Source organism: Burkholderia perseverans (assembly GCF_022870505.1).
In the GTDB taxonomy this organism is placed as follows: domain Bacteria; phylum Pseudomonadota; class Gammaproteobacteria; order Burkholderiales; family Burkholderiaceae; genus Burkholderia; species Burkholderia plantarii.
The window spans coordinates 2,322,867-2,342,072 of the sequence record NZ_CP045093.1 but is presented as its reverse complement, the minus strand read 5'-3'; the positions used below and the strand labels follow the sequence as shown (position 1 = coordinate 2,342,072).

19 protein-coding genes are annotated in these 19,206 nt (G+C 68.4%); 10 read left to right on the top strand and 9 right to left on the bottom strand.

All coding sequences use genetic code 11. The features are described 5' to 3' along the window. Window positions 1-122 precede the first annotated feature (122 nt). On the top strand, window positions 123-1,004 hold the full coding sequence (locus BpN12_RS09595; protein ID WP_246792248.1) for a DMT family transporter: 882 nt from the start codon (window positions 123-125) through the stop codon (window positions 1,002-1,004). Window positions 1,005-1,043: 39 nt separating this feature from the next. Here BpN12_RS09595 and BpN12_RS09590 read toward each other — a convergent pair whose 3' ends face one another. The 8 genes from BpN12_RS09590 to BpN12_RS09555 all read right to left on the bottom strand — a co-directional run bounded on the left by BpN12_RS09590 (window position 1,044) and on the right by BpN12_RS09555 (window position 10,095). Beyond that, window positions 1,044-2,402, bottom strand: a complete 1,359-nt coding sequence (locus tag BpN12_RS09590; RefSeq protein WP_246792247.1) for a glutamine synthetase family protein — start codon at window positions 2,400-2,402, stop codon at window positions 1,044-1,046. Window positions 2,403-2,442: 40 nt separating this feature from the next. Next, complete coding sequence (locus tag BpN12_RS09585; protein ID WP_246792246.1) at window positions 2,443-3,366, bottom strand: homoserine O-succinyltransferase; 924 nt, start codon at window positions 3,364-3,366, stop codon at window positions 2,443-2,445. 48 nt (window positions 3,367-3,414) lie between these two features. Continuing rightward, window positions 3,415-4,965 carry a GMC family oxidoreductase gene (locus BpN12_RS09580; RefSeq protein WP_246792245.1) on the bottom strand — a complete coding sequence of 517 codons (1,551 nt, stop codon included), beginning with the start codon at window positions 4,963-4,965 and terminating at the stop codon, window positions 3,415-3,417. A gap of 55 nt (window positions 4,966-5,020) precedes the next feature. After that, complete coding sequence (locus tag BpN12_RS09575) at window positions 5,021-5,623, bottom strand: LysE family translocator (RefSeq protein WP_246792244.1); 603 nt, start codon at window positions 5,621-5,623, stop codon at window positions 5,021-5,023. Between the two features lie 70 nt (window positions 5,624-5,693). After that, window positions 5,694-6,515 carry a gamma-glutamyl-gamma-aminobutyrate hydrolase family protein gene (locus BpN12_RS09570; protein ID WP_246792242.1) on the bottom strand — a complete coding sequence of 274 codons (822 nt, stop codon included), beginning with the start codon at window positions 6,513-6,515 and terminating at the stop codon, window positions 5,694-5,696. Further along, window positions 6,512-7,591: a fatty acid desaturase family protein gene (locus BpN12_RS09565; protein WP_246792241.1), complete on the bottom strand. Its 1,080-nt coding sequence runs from the start codon at window positions 7,589-7,591 to the stop codon at window positions 6,512-6,514. Before BpN12_RS09565 ends, BpN12_RS09570 begins: the two co-directional genes overlap by 4 nt. Before the next feature lie 28 nt (window positions 7,592-7,619). Then, on the bottom strand, window positions 7,620-8,942 hold the full coding sequence (locus BpN12_RS09560; RefSeq protein WP_246792240.1) for an O-acetylhomoserine aminocarboxypropyltransferase/cysteine synthase family protein: 1,323 nt from the start codon (window positions 8,940-8,942) through the stop codon (window positions 7,620-7,622). A gap of 1 nt (window position 8,943) precedes the next feature. Then, window positions 8,944-10,095: a 2-aminoethylphosphonate--pyruvate transaminase gene (locus tag BpN12_RS09555; protein ID WP_280529110.1), complete on the bottom strand. Its 1,152-nt coding sequence runs from the start codon at window positions 10,093-10,095 to the stop codon at window positions 8,944-8,946. A 766-nt stretch (window positions 10,096-10,861) separates the two neighbouring features. Here BpN12_RS09555 and BpN12_RS09550 point away from each other — a divergent pair. The 4 genes from BpN12_RS09550 (at window position 10,862) to BpN12_RS09535 (ending at window position 13,053) form a co-directional block, all read left to right on the top strand. Continuing rightward, complete coding sequence (locus tag BpN12_RS09550) at window positions 10,862-11,554, top strand: hypothetical protein (protein ID WP_246792238.1); 693 nt, start codon at window positions 10,862-10,864, stop codon at window positions 11,552-11,554. An 87-nt stretch (window positions 11,555-11,641) separates the two neighbouring features. Beyond that, window positions 11,642-11,977, top strand: coding sequence for a RebB family R body protein (locus BpN12_RS09545; RefSeq protein WP_246792236.1), 336 nt, complete (start codon window positions 11,642-11,644; stop codon window positions 11,975-11,977). 190 nt (window positions 11,978-12,167) lie between these two features. Beyond that, on the top strand, window positions 12,168-12,533 hold the full coding sequence (locus BpN12_RS09540; protein ID WP_246792234.1) for a RebB family R body protein: 366 nt from the start codon (window positions 12,168-12,170) through the stop codon (window positions 12,531-12,533). Between the two features lie 196 nt (window positions 12,534-12,729). Next, complete coding sequence (locus BpN12_RS09535; protein WP_246792232.1) at window positions 12,730-13,053, top strand: RebB family R body protein; 324 nt, start codon at window positions 12,730-12,732, stop codon at window positions 13,051-13,053. A 73-nt stretch (window positions 13,054-13,126) separates the two neighbouring features. Here the strand turns inward: BpN12_RS09535 and BpN12_RS09530 are convergent, their stop codons facing one another. Next, window positions 13,127-13,954, bottom strand: coding sequence for a Crp/Fnr family transcriptional regulator (locus BpN12_RS09530; RefSeq protein ID WP_246792231.1), 828 nt, complete (start codon window positions 13,952-13,954; stop codon window positions 13,127-13,129). 252 nt (window positions 13,955-14,206) lie between these two features. Here BpN12_RS09530 and BpN12_RS09525 point away from each other — a divergent pair, with 252 nt between their 5' ends. The 5 genes from BpN12_RS09525 to BpN12_RS09505 all read left to right on the top strand — a co-directional run bounded on the left by BpN12_RS09525 (window position 14,207) and on the right by BpN12_RS09505 (window position 19,042). Further along, on the top strand, window positions 14,207-14,764 hold the full coding sequence (locus BpN12_RS09525; RefSeq protein ID WP_246792230.1) for an RNA polymerase sigma factor: 558 nt from the start codon (window positions 14,207-14,209) through the stop codon (window positions 14,762-14,764). A gap of 115 nt (window positions 14,765-14,879) precedes the next feature. Beyond that, window positions 14,880-15,155, top strand: a complete 276-nt coding sequence (locus BpN12_RS09520; protein ID WP_246792228.1) for a RebB family R body protein — start codon at window positions 14,880-14,882, stop codon at window positions 15,153-15,155. A 53-nt stretch (window positions 15,156-15,208) separates the two neighbouring features. Further along, entirely contained in the window at window positions 15,209-15,826 is a 618-nt protein-coding gene (locus BpN12_RS09515) for a hypothetical protein (RefSeq protein WP_246792227.1), read from the top strand. Window positions 15,827-15,948: 122 nt separating this feature from the next. Next, window positions 15,949-17,058 (top strand): hypothetical protein, encoded by a 1,110-nt coding sequence (locus tag BpN12_RS09510; protein WP_246792226.1) that lies wholly within the window; start codon window positions 15,949-15,951, stop codon window positions 17,056-17,058. 73 nt (window positions 17,059-17,131) lie between these two features. Continuing rightward, on the top strand, window positions 17,132-19,042 hold the full coding sequence (locus BpN12_RS09505) for a phospholipase D-like domain-containing protein (protein WP_246792225.1): 1,911 nt from the start codon (window positions 17,132-17,134) through the stop codon (window positions 19,040-19,042). Window positions 19,043-19,206 lie beyond the last annotated feature (164 nt).

Here is a 19,206-nt window from a genome sequence, read left to right as displayed (position 1 = left end):
CGTTCGCCGCGCCCTTCGCCTGCGACCTTGTTCGACGCGCACCGCGCGACCGCGATCGCATCCGGCCGCCGGCGTGCCGCGTGTGCATCACCTCCACTCACCGCTTTACGATCGATTCCCCCATGCTGAAGAACCTTTCCCTGCTATCGCTCGTGGTCGCCGTCTGGGGCAGCACCTGGTTCGCGATCAAGCTGCAGGCCGAGGGCGGCGTACCCGTCGAGCAGTCGGTGTCGTACCGCTTCCTGCTCGCCGCGCTCTGCCTGCTCGCGTGGTGCGCCGCCACGCGCAAGCCGCTGCGTTTCGCGGCCGGCACGCACGGCCGCTTCGTGCTGCTCGGCCTGCTGCAGTACAGCCTGAACTTCGTGCTGTTCTATCGCGCCTCGTCGTACATGGTGTCGGGGCTGATGTCGGTGGTGTTCGCGCTCGCGGCCGGCTTCAATTTCGTCAACGCGAGGATCTTCCTGAAGCGGCCGATTCCGCCGCTGAACGCGGTGGCGGCGCTGACCGGCGTGATCGGCCTGGGCATTGCGTTCTGGCCGGAGATCCGCGGCAGCGCGCTCGACGGCACGATGGCCATGGGGCTCGCGCTGAGCGTCGCGGCCACGCTGTCGTTCTCGTTCGGCAACACGCTGGCGGCGAAGCTGCAGACGGCCAGCGTGCCGGTGCCGGTGGTGTCCGGCGCGATGTGGAGCATGTTGTACGGCAGCCTCTGGTCGCTGGGCTTCGCGCTCGTGCATGGCGCGCCGCTGCGCTTCGACTGGCATGCGAGCTACGTCGGCAGCCTGCTCTATCTGGCGGTGATGGGCTCGGCCGTCGCGTTCGTGTCCTACCTGACGCTGCTGGGCCGCATCGGCCCGGGCCGCGCCGCGTTCGCCACGCTGCTGTTCCCGCTCGTCGCGCTGGCGATCTCGGCGGCGTTCGAGCACTACAGCTGGAACGCCTGGCTCGTGGCCGGCGTGGCCGTGGTGCTGCTGTCGAACGCCGCGATGCTGGTCAAGCGTTGAGCGCTGAGCGCTGAGCGCTGAGCGCGCCGGCGCGCGGCCTCAGCCGCGCTCGAAGCCGCGCAGCAGCTCCCAGTCGGTCACGCGCCGGTCGTACTCGAGCTGCTCCCAGCGCGCGGCGTGGACGTAGTGGTCCACCACCTCGTGGCCCAGCGCCTCGCGCAGCCAGGTCGAGTTCGCGCTGACCTCGGCCGCCGCGCGCAGCGTCTTCGGGATCTCGGGCAGCTCGCCGTCGCGATAGGCGTCGCCGACGAACGGCGCGGGCAGCGGCAGCTGCTCGTCGATGCCGGCGAGGCCGGCCGCGATCAGCCCGGCGAACGCCAGATACGGGTTGAGGTCGGCGCCGCCGATCCGGCATTCCAGCCGCACGGCGTCCGAGCCCTCGCCGCACAGGCGGAAGCCGGCCGTGCGGTTGTCGCGGCTCCAGGCGGCCGTGGTCGGCGCGAAGGTGCCGGCCTGGAAGCGCTTGTACGAATTCACGTTCGGCGCGAGCAGCAGCGTGATGTCGCGCGAATACTTGAGCTGGCCGGCCACGTAGTGGCGCATCAGCGCCGACATGCCGTGCGGCTCGCGCGCGTCATGGAACAGCGAGCGCCCGTCGGCCGACCACAGCGAGGCGTGGATGTGGCTCGACGAGCCGGCCAGCTCGTAGCGCCACTTGGCCATGAACGTGATCGCCTTGCCGTGCTGCGCGGCGATCTCCTTGCTGGCGTGCTTGATCAGCGTGTGCTGGTCGGCCATCGCGAGCGGATCGGCGTAGCGCACGTTGATCTCGCCCTGGCCCGCGCTGCCTTCGCCCTTGGTGCATTCCACGGTGACGCCGGCGCCGTGCAGGCCGTTGCGGATCGGCCGCATCACGGCCTCCTGGCGCGTGGTGGAGAGCAGGTGATAGTCCTGGTTGTAGGTGCCGGAGAGGCGCGGCTCGCGGTACTGGCGCTGCGCGATCGCCTCGTAGCTTTCATCGAACAGGTAGAACTCCAGCTCCGAGGCGAACGCGGCGCGCATGCCGCGCTCGCTCAGGCGCCGCAACTGCTTCTGCAGGATCTGCCGCGGCGAATGCGCGACCGGCCGGCCATGCGGATCGAACACGTCGCAGATCACCAGCGCCGTCGCCTCCAGCCATGGCAGCCGCCGCAGCGTGGCGAGGTCGGGCTTGAGCAGGAAGTCGCCGTAGCCGTCGGCCCAGCTCGCGCTCGCGTAGCCGGGCACTGGCTGCATCTCGATGTCGTCGGCAAGCAGATAGTTGCAGGCATGCGTCTCCGCGTGGCCGTGGCGCACGAAATAGTCGGCATGGCAGCGCTTGCCCATCAGCCGCCCCTGCATGTCCACCAGGCAGACCAGCACCGTGTCGAGGGTGCCGGCGGCCACCGCCCGTTTCAGTTCGTCGAAATCCATGCTCATCCCGGTTATCCGTCGGTCGAGGGAAAGTCGCGCCGCGCGCTCAGCGGTCCAGGCCGATGCGGCTCGCATCGGCCGGCGTGGTCTGGAAGATCTGGCCGATCCAGTTGCCGAACAGCAGGTGTGCGTGGCTGCGCCACTGGTTGCGCGGCGGCAGCGTCTCGCTGTCGTCGGGGAAGTAGTGGCGCGGCAGGCCGATCGCGCGGCCCAGCGCGCGGTCGCGGAAGTATTCGTCGGCCAGCGTGTGCGAGTCGTACTCGATGTGGTTGAAGATGTGCAGCGCGTGGTGGCGCGGATCGTCGAGCAGGCACAAGCCGGTGTCGGGCGAATCGATCAGCACCGACACGCCGCTGTCGGCCGGAATGTCGGTGTCGCGCATCTCGGTCCAGCGCGACACGGGGATCGCGAAATCGTCGGCGAAGCCCTTCAGGTACGGCGAATCCTGCTTGAGGCTGCGATGCCGGAACACGCCGAACGCCTTCTCGTGCAGCGCGTGCTTCGGCATGCCGTGGAAGTGATGCATGGCCGCCTGCGCGCCCCAGCAGATGTTCAGGCTGCGGTGGACGTGGGTCTGGGTCCACGCGAAGATGCTGACGAGTTCGTCCCAGTAGCTGACGTCCTCGAACGGAATCGTCTCCACCGGCGCGCCGGTGATCACGAAGCCGTCGAACTTCTGCGCCTTCACGTCCATCCAGTCGTGATAGAACGACACCAGGTGATCGATCGGCGTGTGCTTCGGCGCATGGTTGGTGATCTTCACCAGCGTCAACTCGACCTGCAGCGGCGTGGCGCCGAGCAGGCGCGCGATCTGCAGCTCGGTGTCGAGCTTGTTCGGCATCAGGTTCAGCAGGCCGACGCGCAGCGGCCGGTGATAGCGGCCGACCGGGCTCTCGTCGTCCACCACCATGACGCCTTCCATCGCCAGCGCCGGCACCGCGGGCAGGCCTTTGGGAATCTTGATCGGCATGGGCTTGCAGCCTCCGTTGTGAATCACGCCTGCGCCGGCGGCGCCGCGTCAGTGGGTGGCGGCCTCGCCGCCGTGGCCGGCGAACGCGGCGGCCTTCGCCTCGGTGATGATCAGGTCCGCCGCCTTCTCGCCGACCATCATCACGGTCGCGTTGATGTTGACCGACACCATCGCCGGGAACACGGACGCATCGCAGACGCGCAGGCCCGCCACGCCCTTGACCTTGAGGTCGGGCGTGAGCACCGCGAGCGGATCGTTCGCGGCGCCGGCGCGGCAGGTGCCCGAGGCGTGGTAGTAGGTCTGGCAGTGCTCGCGGATGTAGGCGCGCAGCGCGGCCTCGTCGGCCACCTCCGGCCCCGGCGACAGCTCGCGCCGCAGCAGCCGGCCGAAGCTTGCGGTCTGGCCGAGCCGGCGGCAGAACCGCACGCTTTCGAGCAGCACCGATTCGTCGTAGCCGTCGGCGTCGGACAGGTAGTTCAGTTCGATCACGGGGGCCACGCCGATGTCGGGCGAGCTGATCCGCACGCTGCCCTCGCTGCGGCTGCGCGCGACGTTCGGTTCGAGCGCGATCACCGAGCGCTGCTTCGGCGCGGCCGGATCGTATTCGTCGCCGAAGCGGCCGTTGACCCAGCCCGAGGTCAGGCCGAGCTGCACCTGGCTCTCGGCCGCGCCCGCGCCCGCGCGGGTGGCCAGCATCGCGATCGCCTCATAGGGCGTGACGTCCCAGTCGGCCACCGGCTCGGCCGTCTCGAACACCACCGGCACCGAGTAATGGTCGATCAGGTGGCGGCCCACGCCGGGGCTGTCGTGGACCACGCCGATGCCGAGTGCACGCAGCTCGTCGGCCGCGCCGATGCCCGAGGTCAGCAGCAGCTGCGGCGACTGGATGCTGCCCGCGCTGACGATGATCTCGCGGCGCGCGGCGATGCGCCCGCGGCTCGTCAGGCAGGCGGTGGCCACGCGGTCGCGGAATTCGAGGCGGCTCACCAGCGTGTCGGTGAAGATCGTCAGGTTGGGCGGCAGCGCGTCGAGCGGATGCAGGTAGGCGACCGACGACGAGCTGCGCAGCCGCCCGCGCGCGTTCAGCGTCAGCATGCCGATGCCGGGCTCGACGCCGCGGCTGAAATCGACCTTCGGCAGGCCCAGTTCGACGCCGCCGGCGAGGAACGCGCGCGAGACGGGATGCTGTTCGGGGCGCCGCTCGATCGTCACGCGTTCGCGCAGCCGCTCGAAATACGGCGCCACGTCCGCGCCCGACCAGCCCGCGGCGCCGAGGTCGCGCCAGCTGTCGAAATCCTCGGCCGGCGGCACCAGGTAGGCGCAGTCGTTGTGGTTGCCGCAGCCGCCCAGCATCCGCGCGCGCGAGTAGGTGAGCCGGCGGCTCGTGGCGTGCGTGGGGCTCGCGAGGAAGCCCCAGTCGGTGCTCGCGTCGAGTTCGAACAGGCGCGAGATGTCCATCATCGCGGGCACGCCCTCGTCGGGCCGGCCCGCCTCGACCAGCAGCACCGTGCCGATGTTCGCGTCGGCCAGGCGCCGCGCGATGATCGCGCCCGCGCTGCCGCCGCCGACGATGACGTAGTCGAAGACCAGATTGCTCATGTGGTGGGTTCCGTGGAGTGAATCGCCGTGAGATGAGTGAGCGGAAGGGGCGCGGCTAGGGCAGCAGCACCAGCCCCAGCGCGACCAGCGCGTAGATCACGCCGGTGATGCGGTTCAGCGCCGGCTTGTTGTCGAAGGCCGTGCGCGCCTTGTGCGCGAGGAACATGTAGCCGCCGTAGATCGACAGCGAGATGATCACGGCCGCGACGCCGAGCGCGAGCGCCTGCCGCGAGTACGACGCGTTCGGGCTGATGAAGCTCGGATAGGTGAGCAGGCTCGCGAGCCAGCCCTTCGGATTGGTCAGCGAGACCAGCAGCGAATCGGTGAACATCTTTCGCGGGCTGGCGCTGCCGGCCTGTGCCTCGGCGCGCCCGGCCTTCGCGAAGAACGCGCCGAACGCGAGCCAGGCCAGATAGATCGCGCCGACCCAGCGCAGGTAGACGAGGATCCACGGATGCGCGTGGATCACGAAGCCGACGCCCGATAGCACCACGATGGCGTGGACGGCGGTGGCGAGGCCGAAGCCGAACGCGCCCGGGATCGCCGTGCGGATGCCGTGGCGGATCGCCTGCGCGACCGCGAACGCCACGTTCGGGCCGGGCACGGCAACGGCCGAGAAGAACGCCACCGAGAACAACGCCAGCAAATGAAAATCCATTGAGTCCGCCACAGTGATCCGGTGAGCCGGTGATCCGTCGATCGACATGAAAACGAGGTGCTGCGTGTGCTCAGCGGTGCCGCCGCCGCCAGGCATCGCAGGCCCGGCCGAACGCCGCGAACAGCCGCTGGCTGGTGGCGTCGCTGGCCGCGTGCCATTCCGGATGCCATTGCACGGCGAACTGGAACGCGGCCGGGTCCGGGTCCGGATACGACAGCGCCTCGATCACGCCGTCCTCGGCGCGCGCTTCCACGCGGATGCCGGGCGCCGGCTCGGCGATGCCCTGGTTGTGCAGCGAGTTCACGCGCAGCTCGCCGGTGCCGACGATCGACGCGAGCAGGCCGCCCGGCACGACGCGCGCCGCATGGACCGGCAGATATTGCTGGTCGCGCGGCAGCGTCGCGTTCTCGCGGTGGACCACGGCGCGGCTCACCTCGGCGAGGTCGTCGTGCAGCGTGCCGTGGCGGTACACGTTCATCTCCTGCAGGCCGCGGCAGATGCCGAGCACCGGCAGGCCGAGCGCGGTGGCGGCCGTCAGCGCGGCCAGCGAGAGCCGGTCGCGCGGGCGGTCGCGGCGGCCCGGGATCACGTCGTCGGCCGCGCGCGGCCAGGCTTGCCGGCTCTCGTCGAAGATCGCCGGATCGAGATTCGATTCGTCGCCGGTCAGCACCAGGCCGTCGAGCCGCAGCGCCACCTCGCGGAACTTCGCGAGCGTGGCCTCCCACGGCAGCTCGCCGTCGATGGTCGGCAGGATCACGCACTCGACGCCGGCGTGACGGTCGAGCGCGTCCAGATAGCGCCGCCGCAGCCACTCGCGGTGGACGCCGTCGTCGAGCAGCCGGTTCGCGGTGACGCCCACCACCGCGCGGCTCGCGGCGCGCGGCGCGTTCATTGCGGCTCCTGCGCGGCGAGCGGCGCGGCGGCGCCCTGGCCGGCCTGCCGTGCCGCGTAGAGGCGGCGGTTGCGTTCGAGCAGCTGGCCGATCACGCTCGGCTGCCCCTGCGGGCCGCGCACGAACAGCCCGCCCCACGACGCGGCGAGCTTCGCGTAGTCGGGGTCGCGCAGGCGGATCTGCTGCGCGCGCTTGAGCAGCCAGAACGGCACGCCCGGCGACAGGTGATGCTCGAGGTGGTATTCGTCGAGATTGACGCCCACCAGCAGCCGCTCGATCAGGTTGCCCTTGCGGTTGCGCGTGAGATGGACGTTGTCGACCTCGGTCTCGCACAGCGGCGAGTGCTCGGCGATCTCGATGAACCAGCCGAGGATCTGGAAGGTGGTGAGGTACGGCACGATCCAGAACAGCAGCAGCAGGTGCAGCGCGTGACCGGCCGCGAAGCCGGCGATCACCACCACCCAGAACGCCACGAAGCCGTAGGTGTCGATCATCGCGCCGCGCCGGTCGATCTCCTTGTTGTCGCGATCGGCGATCAGGAAGCGGTTGTGCCAGAGGTAGTTCAGGTAGCGCAGCGTGGCGCCGCCGAAGATCGCCTTCCAGACGATCGCGGCCGCGTATTCGCGCGGCTCGCGCACCTGGTAGACGCCCGACGCAAGGAAGAACTTCAGGTCGGGATCCTTCTCGGGGTCGCCCAGATGCGGATGGTGCAGGTGGACGTGCGAGACGCGGTAGGCCCAGTGGCGCTGGAACAGCGGATAGGCCGCGAACGTGATGCCGAGGACGTGGTTCCAGCGCGTGTTGCGCGCGAGGATGCGGTGCGCGGCGTCGTGCGAGACGGTGGTCAGCCCGCGCTGGTGCGCGCCGATGATCAGCACGGCGAGCGGATAGAGCCACCACGACAGATGCACCGTGGCGAACGCGCAGGCCAGCATGACCAGATAGTCCTTCAGCACGTAGAGCGCGCCGGTGAGGTTGTCGGGCCGCAGTTCGGCCAGCTCGCGCGTGATGTCGCGCGAGAACGGGAAGGTGTCGAAGCGCTGGTTGCGCAGCGGCCAGTTCCGGGAGGGGTTCATGGTCGAGGGTTCCTTGGCGGGTGGGGCGTCAGACGGCGGCGAGCCCGCGCTGCAGGTCGGCGATCACGTCGTCGACGTGCTCGATGCCGACGCAGAGACGGATCGAGCCGTCGAAGATGCCGGCCGCCTCGCGCTTGTCGCGCGGCACGGTGGTGTGCGTGGTCGAGACCGGATGCGTGACGAGCGTGCGCGCGTCGCCGACGTTCGAGACGTGGTACAGCAGCGCGATGTTCTGGATGAAGGCGCGGCCGGCGGCCTCGTTGTCCAGTTCGAACATGATCATCGCGCCGTGGCCGACGCGCCGGTCCACCAGTTCGTCGACGATCTCGCGTTCGCGGCCGGTGGCGAGGCCCGGGTACGACACGCGCCGCACCTTCGGATGCTTCGCGAGGAACGCGGCCACCTCGGCGGCGTTCTCGCAGTGCCGCTGCATGCGCAGGTGCAGCGTTTCGAGGCCCTGGATCAGCTGGAAGCTCGCGAACGGGCTGATCGCGGCGCCCGTGTCGCGCAGCCAGGTCATGCGCGCCTTCAGCAGGTAGGCGCTCGCGCCGAGGTCGCCGAGCCCGGCCAGCGCGTCGCGCCAGACGATGTCGCCGTGCGCCTCGTCCGGCCCGTTGAACAGCGGGAAGCGCGCGGCGTCGTCGAAGCCGGCGTGGCCGTTGTCGACGATCAGGCCGCCGAGCGTGGTGCCGTGGCCGCACAGGTACTTGGTGGCCGAGTAGGTGGTGATGGCCGCCCCGAGCGCGCCGGGGCGCGTCACCAGCGGCGTGGTGGTGTTGTCGACCACCAGCGGCACGCCGTGGCGCCGGCCGATCTCGGCCAGCTGCGGGACCGGCAGCGGAATCAGGCACGGGTTCGAGAAGGTCTCGCCGAACAGCGCGATGGTGCGGTCGTCGATCTGCGATTCGAACGACGACGGTTCGCGCGGGTCGGCCGAACGCGCCTCGATGCCGAGCCGCTTGAAGGTGTTGAACAGCAGGTTCCAGGAGTTGCCGTACAGATATTTGGACGCCACCACGTTGTCGCCGGGCCGGCCGCTCGACAGGTTGGCCAGTGCGAGGAAGGTGGCGGCCTGGCCCGAGGCCACCGCGAGCGAGTCGCCGGCGCCGTCCACCGCCGCGTAGCGCTTCTCCAGCACGCGCGTGGTGGGGTTGATGATGCGCGTGTAGGTGAAGCCGTCTTCCTTCACGTTGTAGATGTCGGCGATCTTCGCCAGGTCACCGTCGAGTTCGTAGGCCGTGGACTGGTAGATCGGCACCGACACGGCCTTGGTGACGGGATCGTGCCGGTAGCCGGCGTGCAGGAGCGCGGTGTCTCGCGACAGTTCGGCGTGCTGGGGAATGCGTGACATGTCACAGGGCCTCTTTGACGAATTCGGCTTCGGGATGAAGGTGCGCTTTCCGCGCGGGTTCGGCCGCGGCGAAGAAGTCGCGAAACGCGGTGGACAGCAGCCGGATCCAGGCCGGCCGGATCGAGCCGATGCAGCCGATCCGGAAGCTGCGCGTGGGCAGGTGCAGCTTCGAGTAGATGTAGAGGTTGTAGTTGGCCAGGTGCGCGTAGAGCGCGTCGAAATCCTGCTGCGTGTCGATCACGCCCTCGGCCCGCAGCGTCAGGCATACCGGCGAACGCACCTGCGCGTCGAGCAGCGGCGTGGCGTAGCGCTCGGTGGCGCGCACGATCTCGTCGCGCACCGCCGCATAGCGTTCGCCACGCCGCGGCACGCCCTCGCGGGCCAGCACTTCGAGCGCCTTCGCGCAGGCCTGGATCACGTGGGTGGGCGGCGTGGAGCGCCACTCGTCGGTCTGCTCGAAGCTGCGCCACTGGTCGCGCACGTCGAGCACGAACGAATTGACCGGCTCGGCGCGGCGCGTCAGCAGCTCGCGCGTGGCGAACACGAAGGCCACGCCGGGCGGCCCCTCGATGCACTTGTTGCTCGAGGTCACCAGCACGTCGAATGCGGTGCGCCGCGCGCTGATGTCGGTGGCGCCGAACGAACTCATCGCGTCGACGAGGCTGAGCACACCATGCCGCCGGGCCAGCGCCACCAGCGCGTCGAGCGGATTGAGCACGCCGGTGGTGGTCTCGCAATGCACGAAGCAGAGGTGGGTGATCGCCGGGTCCTTCACGAGCTGCGCGGCGACATCGGCGACCGACAGCGGCTGGTCGCTCGGGGTGGTCATGCTCACGGCCTGCACGCCGCGCAGCCGCAGGATCTTCAGGATGCGTTCGCCGTAGATGCCGTTGATGCAGACGAGCGGCCGGTCGCCGGCCGCCACGAACGAGGCGAGCGCGGCCTCCATGCCGTAGGAGCCGCTGCCCTGGATCGGCACCACCGAATGCGTGCCGGCGCCGTCGATCAGGTCGAGCAGCCGCTCGCGCACCGAGGCCGTGATGTGCTTGAAGCTGGCGTCGCGCGAGCCCATGTCGAACTGCATCTGCGCCTTGACTTCGTCACTCAGGGCCAGCGGGCCCGGGGTCATAAGAAAATGATGCTGTCCCGACATATCACACTCCGTGATTGAGACGTTGACATGCAGATGCGCGGTGCCCGCCGGCGTGAATGCCGTGCCGGCGGGTCGGTTTTGCGAGGCACGGGGCGGATTATAGGGGCGTCCGATTCACCCGATTTAGTATCAATTCAGGAATGCAAATGAGAATTGTGAAATCGGAAAAATAACAAAATGAATGGCGCTCATGGATAGCGGGTGGCGGGGCGATGAGCCTTGTGTGGCAAGGGTTTGGGTGGATTCGTTACAGTGCCGGCCAAGTTTCGGAATATCTGCTGCAACGTAGGTTTCAGATAATTCCGGGGTTGGCGGGATTTGAAAATCGTGAAATGGATTGTTCAATGAATCGCTGGTTTCGGTGTCCGGCGTTTCAATATGAACGAGTCATGCCGGGCGGTACGACGAAGCGCGGAATCGTGGGCGCGGGAAGGTAGCCGGGGCGTGTCGGGCATGCGATCGCGTCGATACGCGGGTCTCATATCGTAGGGAATCCAAATCAAATGGAAACTGGCGGCTCGATGCACGGCGAACGACGCACCTGCGCGGAACCCGATGCGGCCCCGACGTCCACGAGCGTGATCACGCACGCAATGCGACCGATCGATTTCACGGACCCGCTGCACGGTTCGTCCTTGCAACGGTCCGGCCGAAATTTCCGGCCAGGCCGCCTTGCATCCATTCCCGGGAGAACCCCATGCGATATCCATTGCAGCACGCCCACGACGGCGCCGCGGCGCCGCGCGCCGACAGGGAGGTGTGAACCATGAGCCAGGACGCACTCGATCCGCTGCTGCGGCAGTTCGCGGAGAAGCGGCTGGGACGGCCGCTCGAACCGGGCGAGGAAAAGGCGCTGCTCGAACGGCTGCCGAGCCGTGGCGCCGCCGCGGCCGCGCCGGCCGCCGCCGCGAACTCGCCGCTGCCGCGCCTGAAAACGCGGCGGGAGGCGCGCGAGCAGGTCAAGCACTTCCTGCAGCTGAACCAGCAGAAGGCCTACGAGAAGATGCGCGGCATTCTGCAGACCATCGACACGCAGAACGAGACGACGCTCGACATGCTGGCATCGGAGCAGCAGAAGGTGGCCGGCGTGCTCGACGCGCAGGAGTCGGCCGAGGGCGCCGAGGCCGCCGGCGCGGCCGAGATCCAGGACAGCACGCGCCAGGCGCTGACCCTGATCGGCGAACAGCTGACGGGCCTGATCCGGCAGGAAATCGAAGCCTGCTTCCGGCAGTACTTCGATTCGCTCGCGGCGCGGCTCGACGCGCTGGACGCCCGGCTGCACAGCTTCGGCGTGGTCCTGACCGAGTTGCCGGCGGTGATCGAAGCGACCGAAGCGATCGCATCGACCGAAGCCATCGAAGCGACCGAAGCGACCGAAGCGACCGCATCGACCAGAGCGGATGCAACGCATGCCGCCACCGACGTTCACGGCGCCTCCGATGATGCGTCCATGGATTAGCACGCGGGTCATGCGGCTGACGCCAGATGGCGGAACCCGGCCGGCCCCGCGTGCGACTTCTCAACAACGTGAAGCAAGGAGCAAAAAATGGCTGATACGTGTCAAGTGTGCCAGGTCAATCCCGCGATTACCGATGCGGTCACACAGGTCAACGTCAAGGTGGTCGGGGAAGCGCCGGCAATGGCGATGGGCTCGCTGTACCAGGCCCAAAGCCATTCGCTGAGCATCCTGTTCGAGAACGCGGTGCAGCAGCAGTCGCAGGCTGCGATCCAGTCGCAGACGTCGACGAACGTGGGGACGATGCAGCTCTACACGATCGGGCCGGAAAGCGCGGGCGCGGCCGCCACCGAAATCGGCGCGAACGGGATCATCTCCGTGCTGGCCGACGTGATCGCGCTCGGCAAGGCGATGGGCGGCGCCTAACACGCCGCCGCACCGCCGTGATCGGGCGGCGGCGCGGGCGGCACGCGCCGCTCGCGTTACCGCCTGGCCGCGGCGCCGCAACACGGCCGCCGGCACCTGACGTGAGGGGCCGCGCGGCGTTCCGGAACAACCGACAGGACGTGCCGCGCCGATTCGATACGGCGCCCGTCCGCGAACCAGGAGAAACACCATGGCAGCAGGTGACCCCATCATCCCGGCCACGCCGGACCCGTGCAGCTGCAAGGCATGCGCGGTCAATTCCGCGATCACCGACGCGGTCACGCAGACCAACGTCAAGGTGGTCGGCGAAGCGCCGGCGATGGCGACGGGCTCGCTGTACCAGGCCCAAAGCCATTCGCTGAGCGTGCTGTTCGAGAACGCGGTGCAGCAGCAGTCGCAGTCGGCGGTGCAGCTGCCGACCTCGACCAACGTCGGCACGATGCAGCTCTACACGCTCGGGTCGGCCAGCGCCGGCGCCGCCGCGACGGAGATCGGCTCGAACGGCGTGCTGGCCGTGCTGGCCGACGTGCTCGCGCTCGGCAAGGCGCTCGCCTGACGCTTGACCCGGCGTCGACGCCGGGCGGCGGCCCCGATCCCGGTGGCTGCCGCCCGGCGCCCGGCGCCGCGCCGATGCCCGCGGCGGCGAGCGCCCGCGACGCATCGACGGTGCCGCGCGTCGCGCGCCGCCAACCGACCCATTCATGCTTTCGCCGCGCCCGTGCCGCGACGGCGACCCAATCAGGAGCAACGACATGCCGGAACACGTCTCTGCCGCGATCACCGATGCCGTCACGCAGGCCAACGTCAAGGTGGTGGGCGAAGCGCCCGCCGTGGCGCTGGGCACGCTCATGCAGTCGAACAGCCATGCGTCCTCGATCATGCTGCACAACGCCGTGCAGATGCAGGCGAACCAGGCGATGTCCAACCTCGCGGCCACGACCGTCGGCGTCATGCAGCTCTACGCCGGCTCGCCGGTGGGCGCGGCCGGCGCGGCGCGCGCCTCGAGCGACAACGTTTCATCGCAACTGGCCGCCGTCGCGCAGCTGATGAGCGCGATCAGCCACTGGCGCGGCTGAGCTTCACCGCGCGCCGCCGCGTCGGCGCGCCGTTCCCCCGTGCCGCCGCACGATTCACGTGCGGGCCGGCGCGTCAATTGGCATCGACGATATACCGGAGCAGATCCGGTTTCTCGATCGTCACGCCGTGCTCATGAAGCCGGATCAGGCCGTCGCGCTGCATCTTCTGCAGGCTGCTGTTCAAACGCGGCCGGCTGGCGTTGAGCATCGCGGCGAGGATGCTCTGGTTCTCCGGCAGCGGCACCTCGAGATCTCCCTCCTGCACGCGGTTCAACAGATGGCGCGCGACCCTGGCGTCGAGCCGGTACAGGCACGCCGACTCGACGAAGTCGCTCAGCTGCTGGATGTGCCGGCACAGCTGCTCGTGGATGCGCGCCATCAGGTCCGCGTTGGCGCGAAGCGGCGCGAAATACTGGCGATGCAGCAGCGAAATGCGGCAGTCCGGGCTCAGTTGGGCCGTGAAGCTGCGCCGGGGCGCGCGAATCAGCGCGCTCTCGTCGACGAGTTCGCCCGGCATCGAGTGGCCGAGGATGATCTCGCGCCCGCCCGGTTCGTGCAGGGTCTTGTAGATGCGGCCGCGATGCACGAACGCGATGAAGTCGCCGGGATCGCCCTTGAAGAAAAGCAAACGGTTGCCGTGCTCGGGCCAGTGCGTGGCATGCCGCTCGATATGGATGAGCAGGCTTTCGGGAAGTCCGTGGAGTATCGATATGTCGCGCAGCGTTTGAACGTCAGCGAGGGCAGGCATGTTTTCCGTGCAAGGTTGTTTGACGATGCAGCCACCTAGCGAAAAACGCTGCCTTTGGCACGGCGTGAAAAATGAATAATGAAAATGGCGAAATAGCCGGCGAGCAGCCCGCGCCGGGCGGCACTTCCATGGCAAAGGCGCCTGCCCGGGCAACCTGGGTCGCCGCGTGCCGGCGCGCGAACGCCTCGCGGCGGCAGTCGTTCTCGGTCATCGCAATGCCGTGGTTCACATCCGGCGGCGCGCCTGAAACGGCGAACGGATCATGCCGGGATTAAAAAGTTACGTAATGGTAGTCAATAAAATTTACAGAAAACGAATATCGAAATGAGTTTGTTACGCGGGTAACAGCCGATTGGCGGCATCGAATCGATTCTGTGTTTCCCAATAAAAAACGGAACGCACGGGATGACCACTTCGAACCAGCACGCTGCTCCGCCACCCGAGACCCCGGCCCAGCAGCTCGATCGCACCTGGCGGGAAATGCAGGGGAAACTGCGGCGCCGCGCGCGCCTGTTGTGCAAGGGTGATATTCACCGTGCCGACGAACTGCTGTCCGACACCGCACTGAAGGTCCACATCTATCTGCAGCGCACGCCCGAGCGCGTCCGCAACCTGTCCGGCTTTCTGTTCCTCGCGCTGAACCACGCGTTCCTCGACGGCGCGCGACGCCGCCTGCGCGAAAGCGGCCTGCTCGAATTCGACCCGGGCTGGGACGACGATCACGCCGTCGAGCTGGCCGGCCATACGCCGTCGGCGGAGCAGCAGCTGTTGCTCAGGCAGCAGCTGCTGCGTCTCGAGCAGGCGCTGTCCGCGCTGCCGCCGCATCAGCAGCAGCTATTCACGCTGAAGTTCGAGGAGGAGCGGCCCTATCTGCACATCGCGGCCACGCTCGGCATCAACGAGCCGCTCGCGAGAAAGCGCGTCGAGCTGCTGCGCAAGAAGTTGCGCGACGAACTCGCCTGAGCGCGTTCACGAACACGGGCAGGCCGCGTTCCTAACGGCATACGCGGCGTCGCTCGGCCTGCCGGCCCGCCCGTTTTTTCCATCGCATGTCGGAGCCGAGATCTCAGGAGGCCTCGTGGCAGACAAAGTCAATGAGCAGGTAACCGATGCGGTGACGCAGACCAACGTCAACGTCGTCGCGGGATCCCCCGCCCAGGCATTGGGCACGCTTTACCAGATGTTCAGCCAGGCGGTCGGCATTTCGGCGCAGAACATGACGCAGCAGCAGGCGGCGTTGAACCAGATTTCCAACGCCGTGGTGTCGAAGGCGGTGGCCATGATCCTGTCGGTCGAGGCGTCGCCGAAGGGCGCATCGGGCGGCACCACGCCCGGTGGCAAGGACGGCAAGTAGACGGGTTCCACGCACCCGCACGCGATGACTCTGGGGATACCTGAACCATGAACATGAAAGGTCTTTTGGGCGGACGCACCGATGGCGCGCCGCCGACGCCGCCGAAAGCGGCAAACCCGGCGAACGCGTCAACCGACGCCGCCGAAGCCATGACGCCGGCCGAGGTCGTGCCGTCCGCCGCGGCGCAGAAGGGCGGCGGGCGCGGCTGGCCGGCGAACCGGCTGCGCAGGTTCACCGATGCGCTGAAGGCGCCCCCGATGACGGCGGCGGCCGGCGGCGGTTCCGCGCTGCAGACCGTGCAGGCGATCAACGCGGAAGCGGCGTCCTACGCGACGACGCAGATCGCCGTCGGCCCGAACATGATGATCTCGCAGGCGGGCGGCGTGGTCGCGCAGGCGGCGGCCAACTACTTCGAGGCCACCACCTCGCTCGCGATCGCGGGCAAGAGCGTGCTGATGAAGGACCTCGCGCAGAAGACCGTCGACGAGGACGTGCCCGGCATGGCGATGGACGCGGTGGGGCTGCTGTTGACGGACCTGTTCGTCGCGACCGCGGCGATCGTCGCCGGCGCCGCCGAGGCGATCGAAGGCGAGGCCGCCGGCATCGCGCTCGACAAGATCGACGAGAGCCTGCAGAAGTACCAGGCGCTGCTGGACAAGAAGGGCACGTAGCGCGCGGCGCGCGCCGCCGAATTGCGAGCATGATGGCCGGAGAGATAATGAGTACACCTATTGACATAGAAGCCTATACCGTATGCTTCAGCGGGACCGCCTGTACGCGCGACGAGGGGGAGGTGACCCGCATCGGCAGCGACAAGCGGATCTACTGCCCCGAGACCGGCTACATCCCGGTGCGGATCCACAACGAGATCTCGGGCGACCTGTTCAGCACCGCGTCGAGCGTCGTCGTGCGCGGCGTCGGCAACAACGACTGGGCGCAGTTGCGCAGCTTCTGCGAGCCGCTGACGGTCGACGGGCCGCTCGAGGTGCCGCCCGACCTGCTGCGCGAAGCGCGCAAGTACGCCTCGGTGGACAACCAGCATTCCAACATCGACGCGGCGCATGCGTGGAGCGCGACCGCGCTCGCGCTGCACGGCGCCAATCTCGCCGTCGACAGTGGTGCGCGGCGCTTCAATTTCATCGGCCATAGCCGCGGCGCCGTCGAGTCGATCATGGCCGCGTGGTTCCTCTACGCGTATGGCCCTCGCGAGATACCCGTCAATATCTTCGCGATCGATCCGGTTCCGGGGCCGGGCAACTGGTACGGGATCCTGACCCAGCTGCCGCCCAACGTCGAGCACTACGTGGGCGTCTATGCGTGGGACCACCTGGACAAGTGGTTCACGGCAGTGGTGCCGCGCCCGAACGGCCCGATGACGGGCCGCGCCGATGAGGTGCGGCTCGGCAAGAGCTGGGACACGCTCGCGGACCACTACCAGCTTCGCGACCCGCTGGTAGCCGACATCCATGCGGCGCAACCGGAGCGATACGAGCTGTACGCGTGCCGCGGCCGGCACAGCACGGTCGCCGGCAATACCACCCGCGACGGCCAGTACGATCCGGCCAGGCTCGGCCGGCACGTCGCGCCGGTGCCGAAGCTCGTCTACAAGATGGCGCGCGCCTATCTGGCCGAGTGGGGGACGCGGTTCCCGGCCGGCAGCGAGGTGGGCGAGCGTGTCGAAGCCCTGCGCCGGCAGATCCATACCGACCACACGGAATTCGACGCGATGGGCGGCGGCGCGATTCGCACCCATCGCGGGCGGCTGGTGTCGGCCACCAGCGGCCGGGCGTTCTGGAAAACCTCCTACTTCGAAGACGTGGTCGGCGATCCGCCTTACTCGCTCTCTTATCCGGTCACGCCGGAACGAACCGGCGCCGGCTGGGTGGACTGGAAGTTCCTGTAGCCCGCCGCCGGGCTTGCCGCGCCGCGCGGCGGCCCCGACCCGGCCACCCCTTTCCCTCGACGAGATCGACACGATGAGCAAGATCGACGACGTGCAGAACCAGATCACGCAGCACCCCGGGTATTTCAGCCATATCAGCGAGCCGAACTACGTGAGGATCCTCGATACGCCCGGCACCTGGGGCGAGGCGTTCGGCCCGGAGGTCATGCCGCGCGCGCACGAGCGGCAGGCGGACTTCGAACGCGCCATCAACGAGATCGTCCAGAAGTCGCGCTATCGCTGCGATCTGGCGTCGCTGAACAGCCCGGACCCCGACTGGAGCCGCGTGGTGCTCGGCGCGATGGATACGGCGCTGAGCCAGCGCATGGGGCGCACCCGGCCGACGCAGTTCCGCTTCCTGTTCGGGCAGACGCCGCTCTATCCGGCCTCGCTGCCGCCCGTCTACACGGCGTTCAGGGCCGCGCTGCTGCGGCTGGTGCGAAGCCGCCGGGCGAACTGGGAGCAGGTGCCGGAAATCTGGCTCGGGCGTTTTTTCCGGCTCAGGTCGGGCATCGTGTCGTCGCTGAAGGCGCAGCTGTTCCCGCCGGAATTCATCTCGGACGACGATACGAAGATGACCTGGAACCACGCGAAGATCATCGCGATGGACGGCAGCGAGGCGCTGGTGGGCGGACACAACCTGAACATGGACTTGTTCCGGAGCTATCCGCCGGTCCACGACGTGTCGGTGATCGTGCATGGCGCCGCGGCGGAGGGGGCGCAGCTGTTCCTGAACCAGATGTGGGCGTGCGGCCCGGACCTGCTGACGCGCGAGACGCTCGACGTCGCGACCATGGCATGGCGGCACGACAACGGCAATCGTCACAAACTGGCCGATCCGCTTGGCGAGGCGGACGTCAGAGCCTATGTGAGGGAACGCCAGGACGCGCTGATCAGGCTGCACGAGTCCGGCGAGCAGGACGGCCCCGCCGACGCGCCGCCGGCGGACGAGGAGGGCGCCGACAGCGGCGACCCGCAGACGCTGATCGATCTCGCCGAACCGGTGTTTCCCGAGCGCGTCGTCGATACGCGCTATGCCGGGTTTCACGAGTACCGGCGCTCGTCCCGCATGCTCGCGGTCGGCAAGTACTGGACGGGACCAAACATGGAGAGCGATTACAAGAAGGCCTCCGAGGTCATGAAGAAGACGCTGATCGAGGGCGCCGAGCACACGATCCTGATGTCGCAGATGGACCTGATCAGCGCGTGGAAGAAGAAGTGGTCGGACCACGTCGTGTGCCAATGGCTGATGGCCGCGCTGCTCGCGAAGCCGGAGCTGCAGGTGCGGGTGGTGGTGTCGCCGCAGGACGGCGGCGCCGGAGAGGAGGGCGATCAGTATTCGTTCGGCTCCGGCGCGCGGCGCACGTTCGACCTGATCGAGTACTACATGACACACCACGCCGAGACCGACCGCCTGCTGTCCGATCCGGAACTCGCGCGCGCGAGGGAGGCGTTGAAGAGGCTGCACGTCGCGCCGTTCTACTACACGGACCGCGTGCCGCAGACGCGGACGGCCGAGGGCCTGACCTATGCATGGCCGGACCTGTCGCCGGAAGGCTATACCGCCACGCTGAAGCGGCCGCCGCTGGCCGACAGCCCGCCGAGCGAGGGCATCATCGGCAGCGCCGCGTTCTCGGTGTTCAACGCGAGCGGTTACTACTATGACAAAGTCGCGTCGGCGCCCGGCAATCACGCGAAGATCATGATCGTCGACGACGAGATCTACGTGGTCGGCTCCGACAACCTGTATCCGGGCTCGCTGTCCGAGTTCAACTACCTGATCGAGGGCGAGGCGGCCGTGCGCGAGATGCTCGCATCGTACTGGGACAAGCTGTGGCAGTACGCCGGCCCGCACGCCGTCAGCGCATCGGTCGTGCCGCCCGACGTGATCGCCGGCAGGGCGGCAGGCGCCCGTGGCGGCGCGCCGCGCAGCGGCCGGCATTGAATCGATGCCGGTGCCGCCCCTGCGCACGGCAGCGTTGTCTGGCGGATCGATTCAGCCCCGCGCGCGGTGCCCCGGCATGCATCGACACGACCCGCCGGCCCGTCGGGCCGGATGCGGGAGGTGAGCGGCGGGGCCGCGCCGGTTCGTTTTCCCGAACCCGTCGC

Bases quoted from the DNA above. Each gene is read 5' to 3' on its own strand.
- BpN12_RS09565 (WP_246792241.1), bottom strand. From the start codon at position 7,591: ATGAACCCCTCCCGGAACTGGCCGCTGCGCAACCAGCGCTTCGACACC.
- BpN12_RS09590 (WP_246792247.1), bottom strand. From the start codon at position 2,402: ATGAGCATGGATTTCGACGAACTGAAACGGGCGGTGGCCGCCGGCACC.
- BpN12_RS09505 (WP_246792225.1), top strand. From the start codon at position 17,132: ATGAGCAAGATCGACGACGTGCAGAACCAGATCACGCAGCACCCCGGG.
- BpN12_RS09595 (WP_246792248.1), top strand. From the start codon at position 123: ATGCTGAAGAACCTTTCCCTGCTATCGCTCGTGGTCGCCGTCTGGGGC.
- BpN12_RS09535 (WP_246792232.1), top strand. From the start codon at position 12,730: ATGCCGGAACACGTCTCTGCCGCGATCACCGATGCCGTCACGCAGGCC.
- BpN12_RS09580 (WP_246792245.1), bottom strand. From the start codon at position 4,965: ATGAGCAATCTGGTCTTCGACTACGTCATCGTCGGCGGCGGCAGCGCG.
- BpN12_RS09570 (WP_246792242.1), bottom strand. From the start codon at position 6,515: ATGAACGCGCCGCGCGCCGCGAGCCGCGCGGTGGTGGGCGTCACCGCG.
- BpN12_RS09560 (WP_246792240.1), bottom strand. From the start codon at position 8,942: ATGTCACGCATTCCCCAGCACGCCGAACTGTCGCGAGACACCGCGCTC.
- BpN12_RS09540 (WP_246792234.1), top strand. From the start codon at position 12,168: ATGGCAGCAGGTGACCCCATCATCCCGGCCACGCCGGACCCGTGCAGC.
- BpN12_RS09575 (WP_246792244.1), bottom strand. From the start codon at position 5,623: ATGGATTTTCATTTGCTGGCGTTGTTCTCGGTGGCGTTCTTCTCGGCC.
- BpN12_RS09545 (WP_246792236.1), top strand. From the start codon at position 11,642: ATGGCTGATACGTGTCAAGTGTGCCAGGTCAATCCCGCGATTACCGAT.
- BpN12_RS09555 (WP_280529110.1), bottom strand. From the start codon at position 10,095: ATGTCGGGACAGCATCATTTTCTTATGACCCCGGGCCCGCTGGCCCTG.
- BpN12_RS09585 (WP_246792246.1), bottom strand. From the start codon at position 3,366: ATGCCGATCAAGATTCCCAAAGGCCTGCCCGCGGTGCCGGCGCTGGCG.
- BpN12_RS09550 (WP_246792238.1), top strand. From the start codon at position 10,862: ATGAGCCAGGACGCACTCGATCCGCTGCTGCGGCAGTTCGCGGAGAAG.
- BpN12_RS09515 (WP_246792227.1), top strand. From the start codon at position 15,209: ATGAAAGGTCTTTTGGGCGGACGCACCGATGGCGCGCCGCCGACGCCG.
- BpN12_RS09525 (WP_246792230.1), top strand. From the start codon at position 14,207: ATGACCACTTCGAACCAGCACGCTGCTCCGCCACCCGAGACCCCGGCC.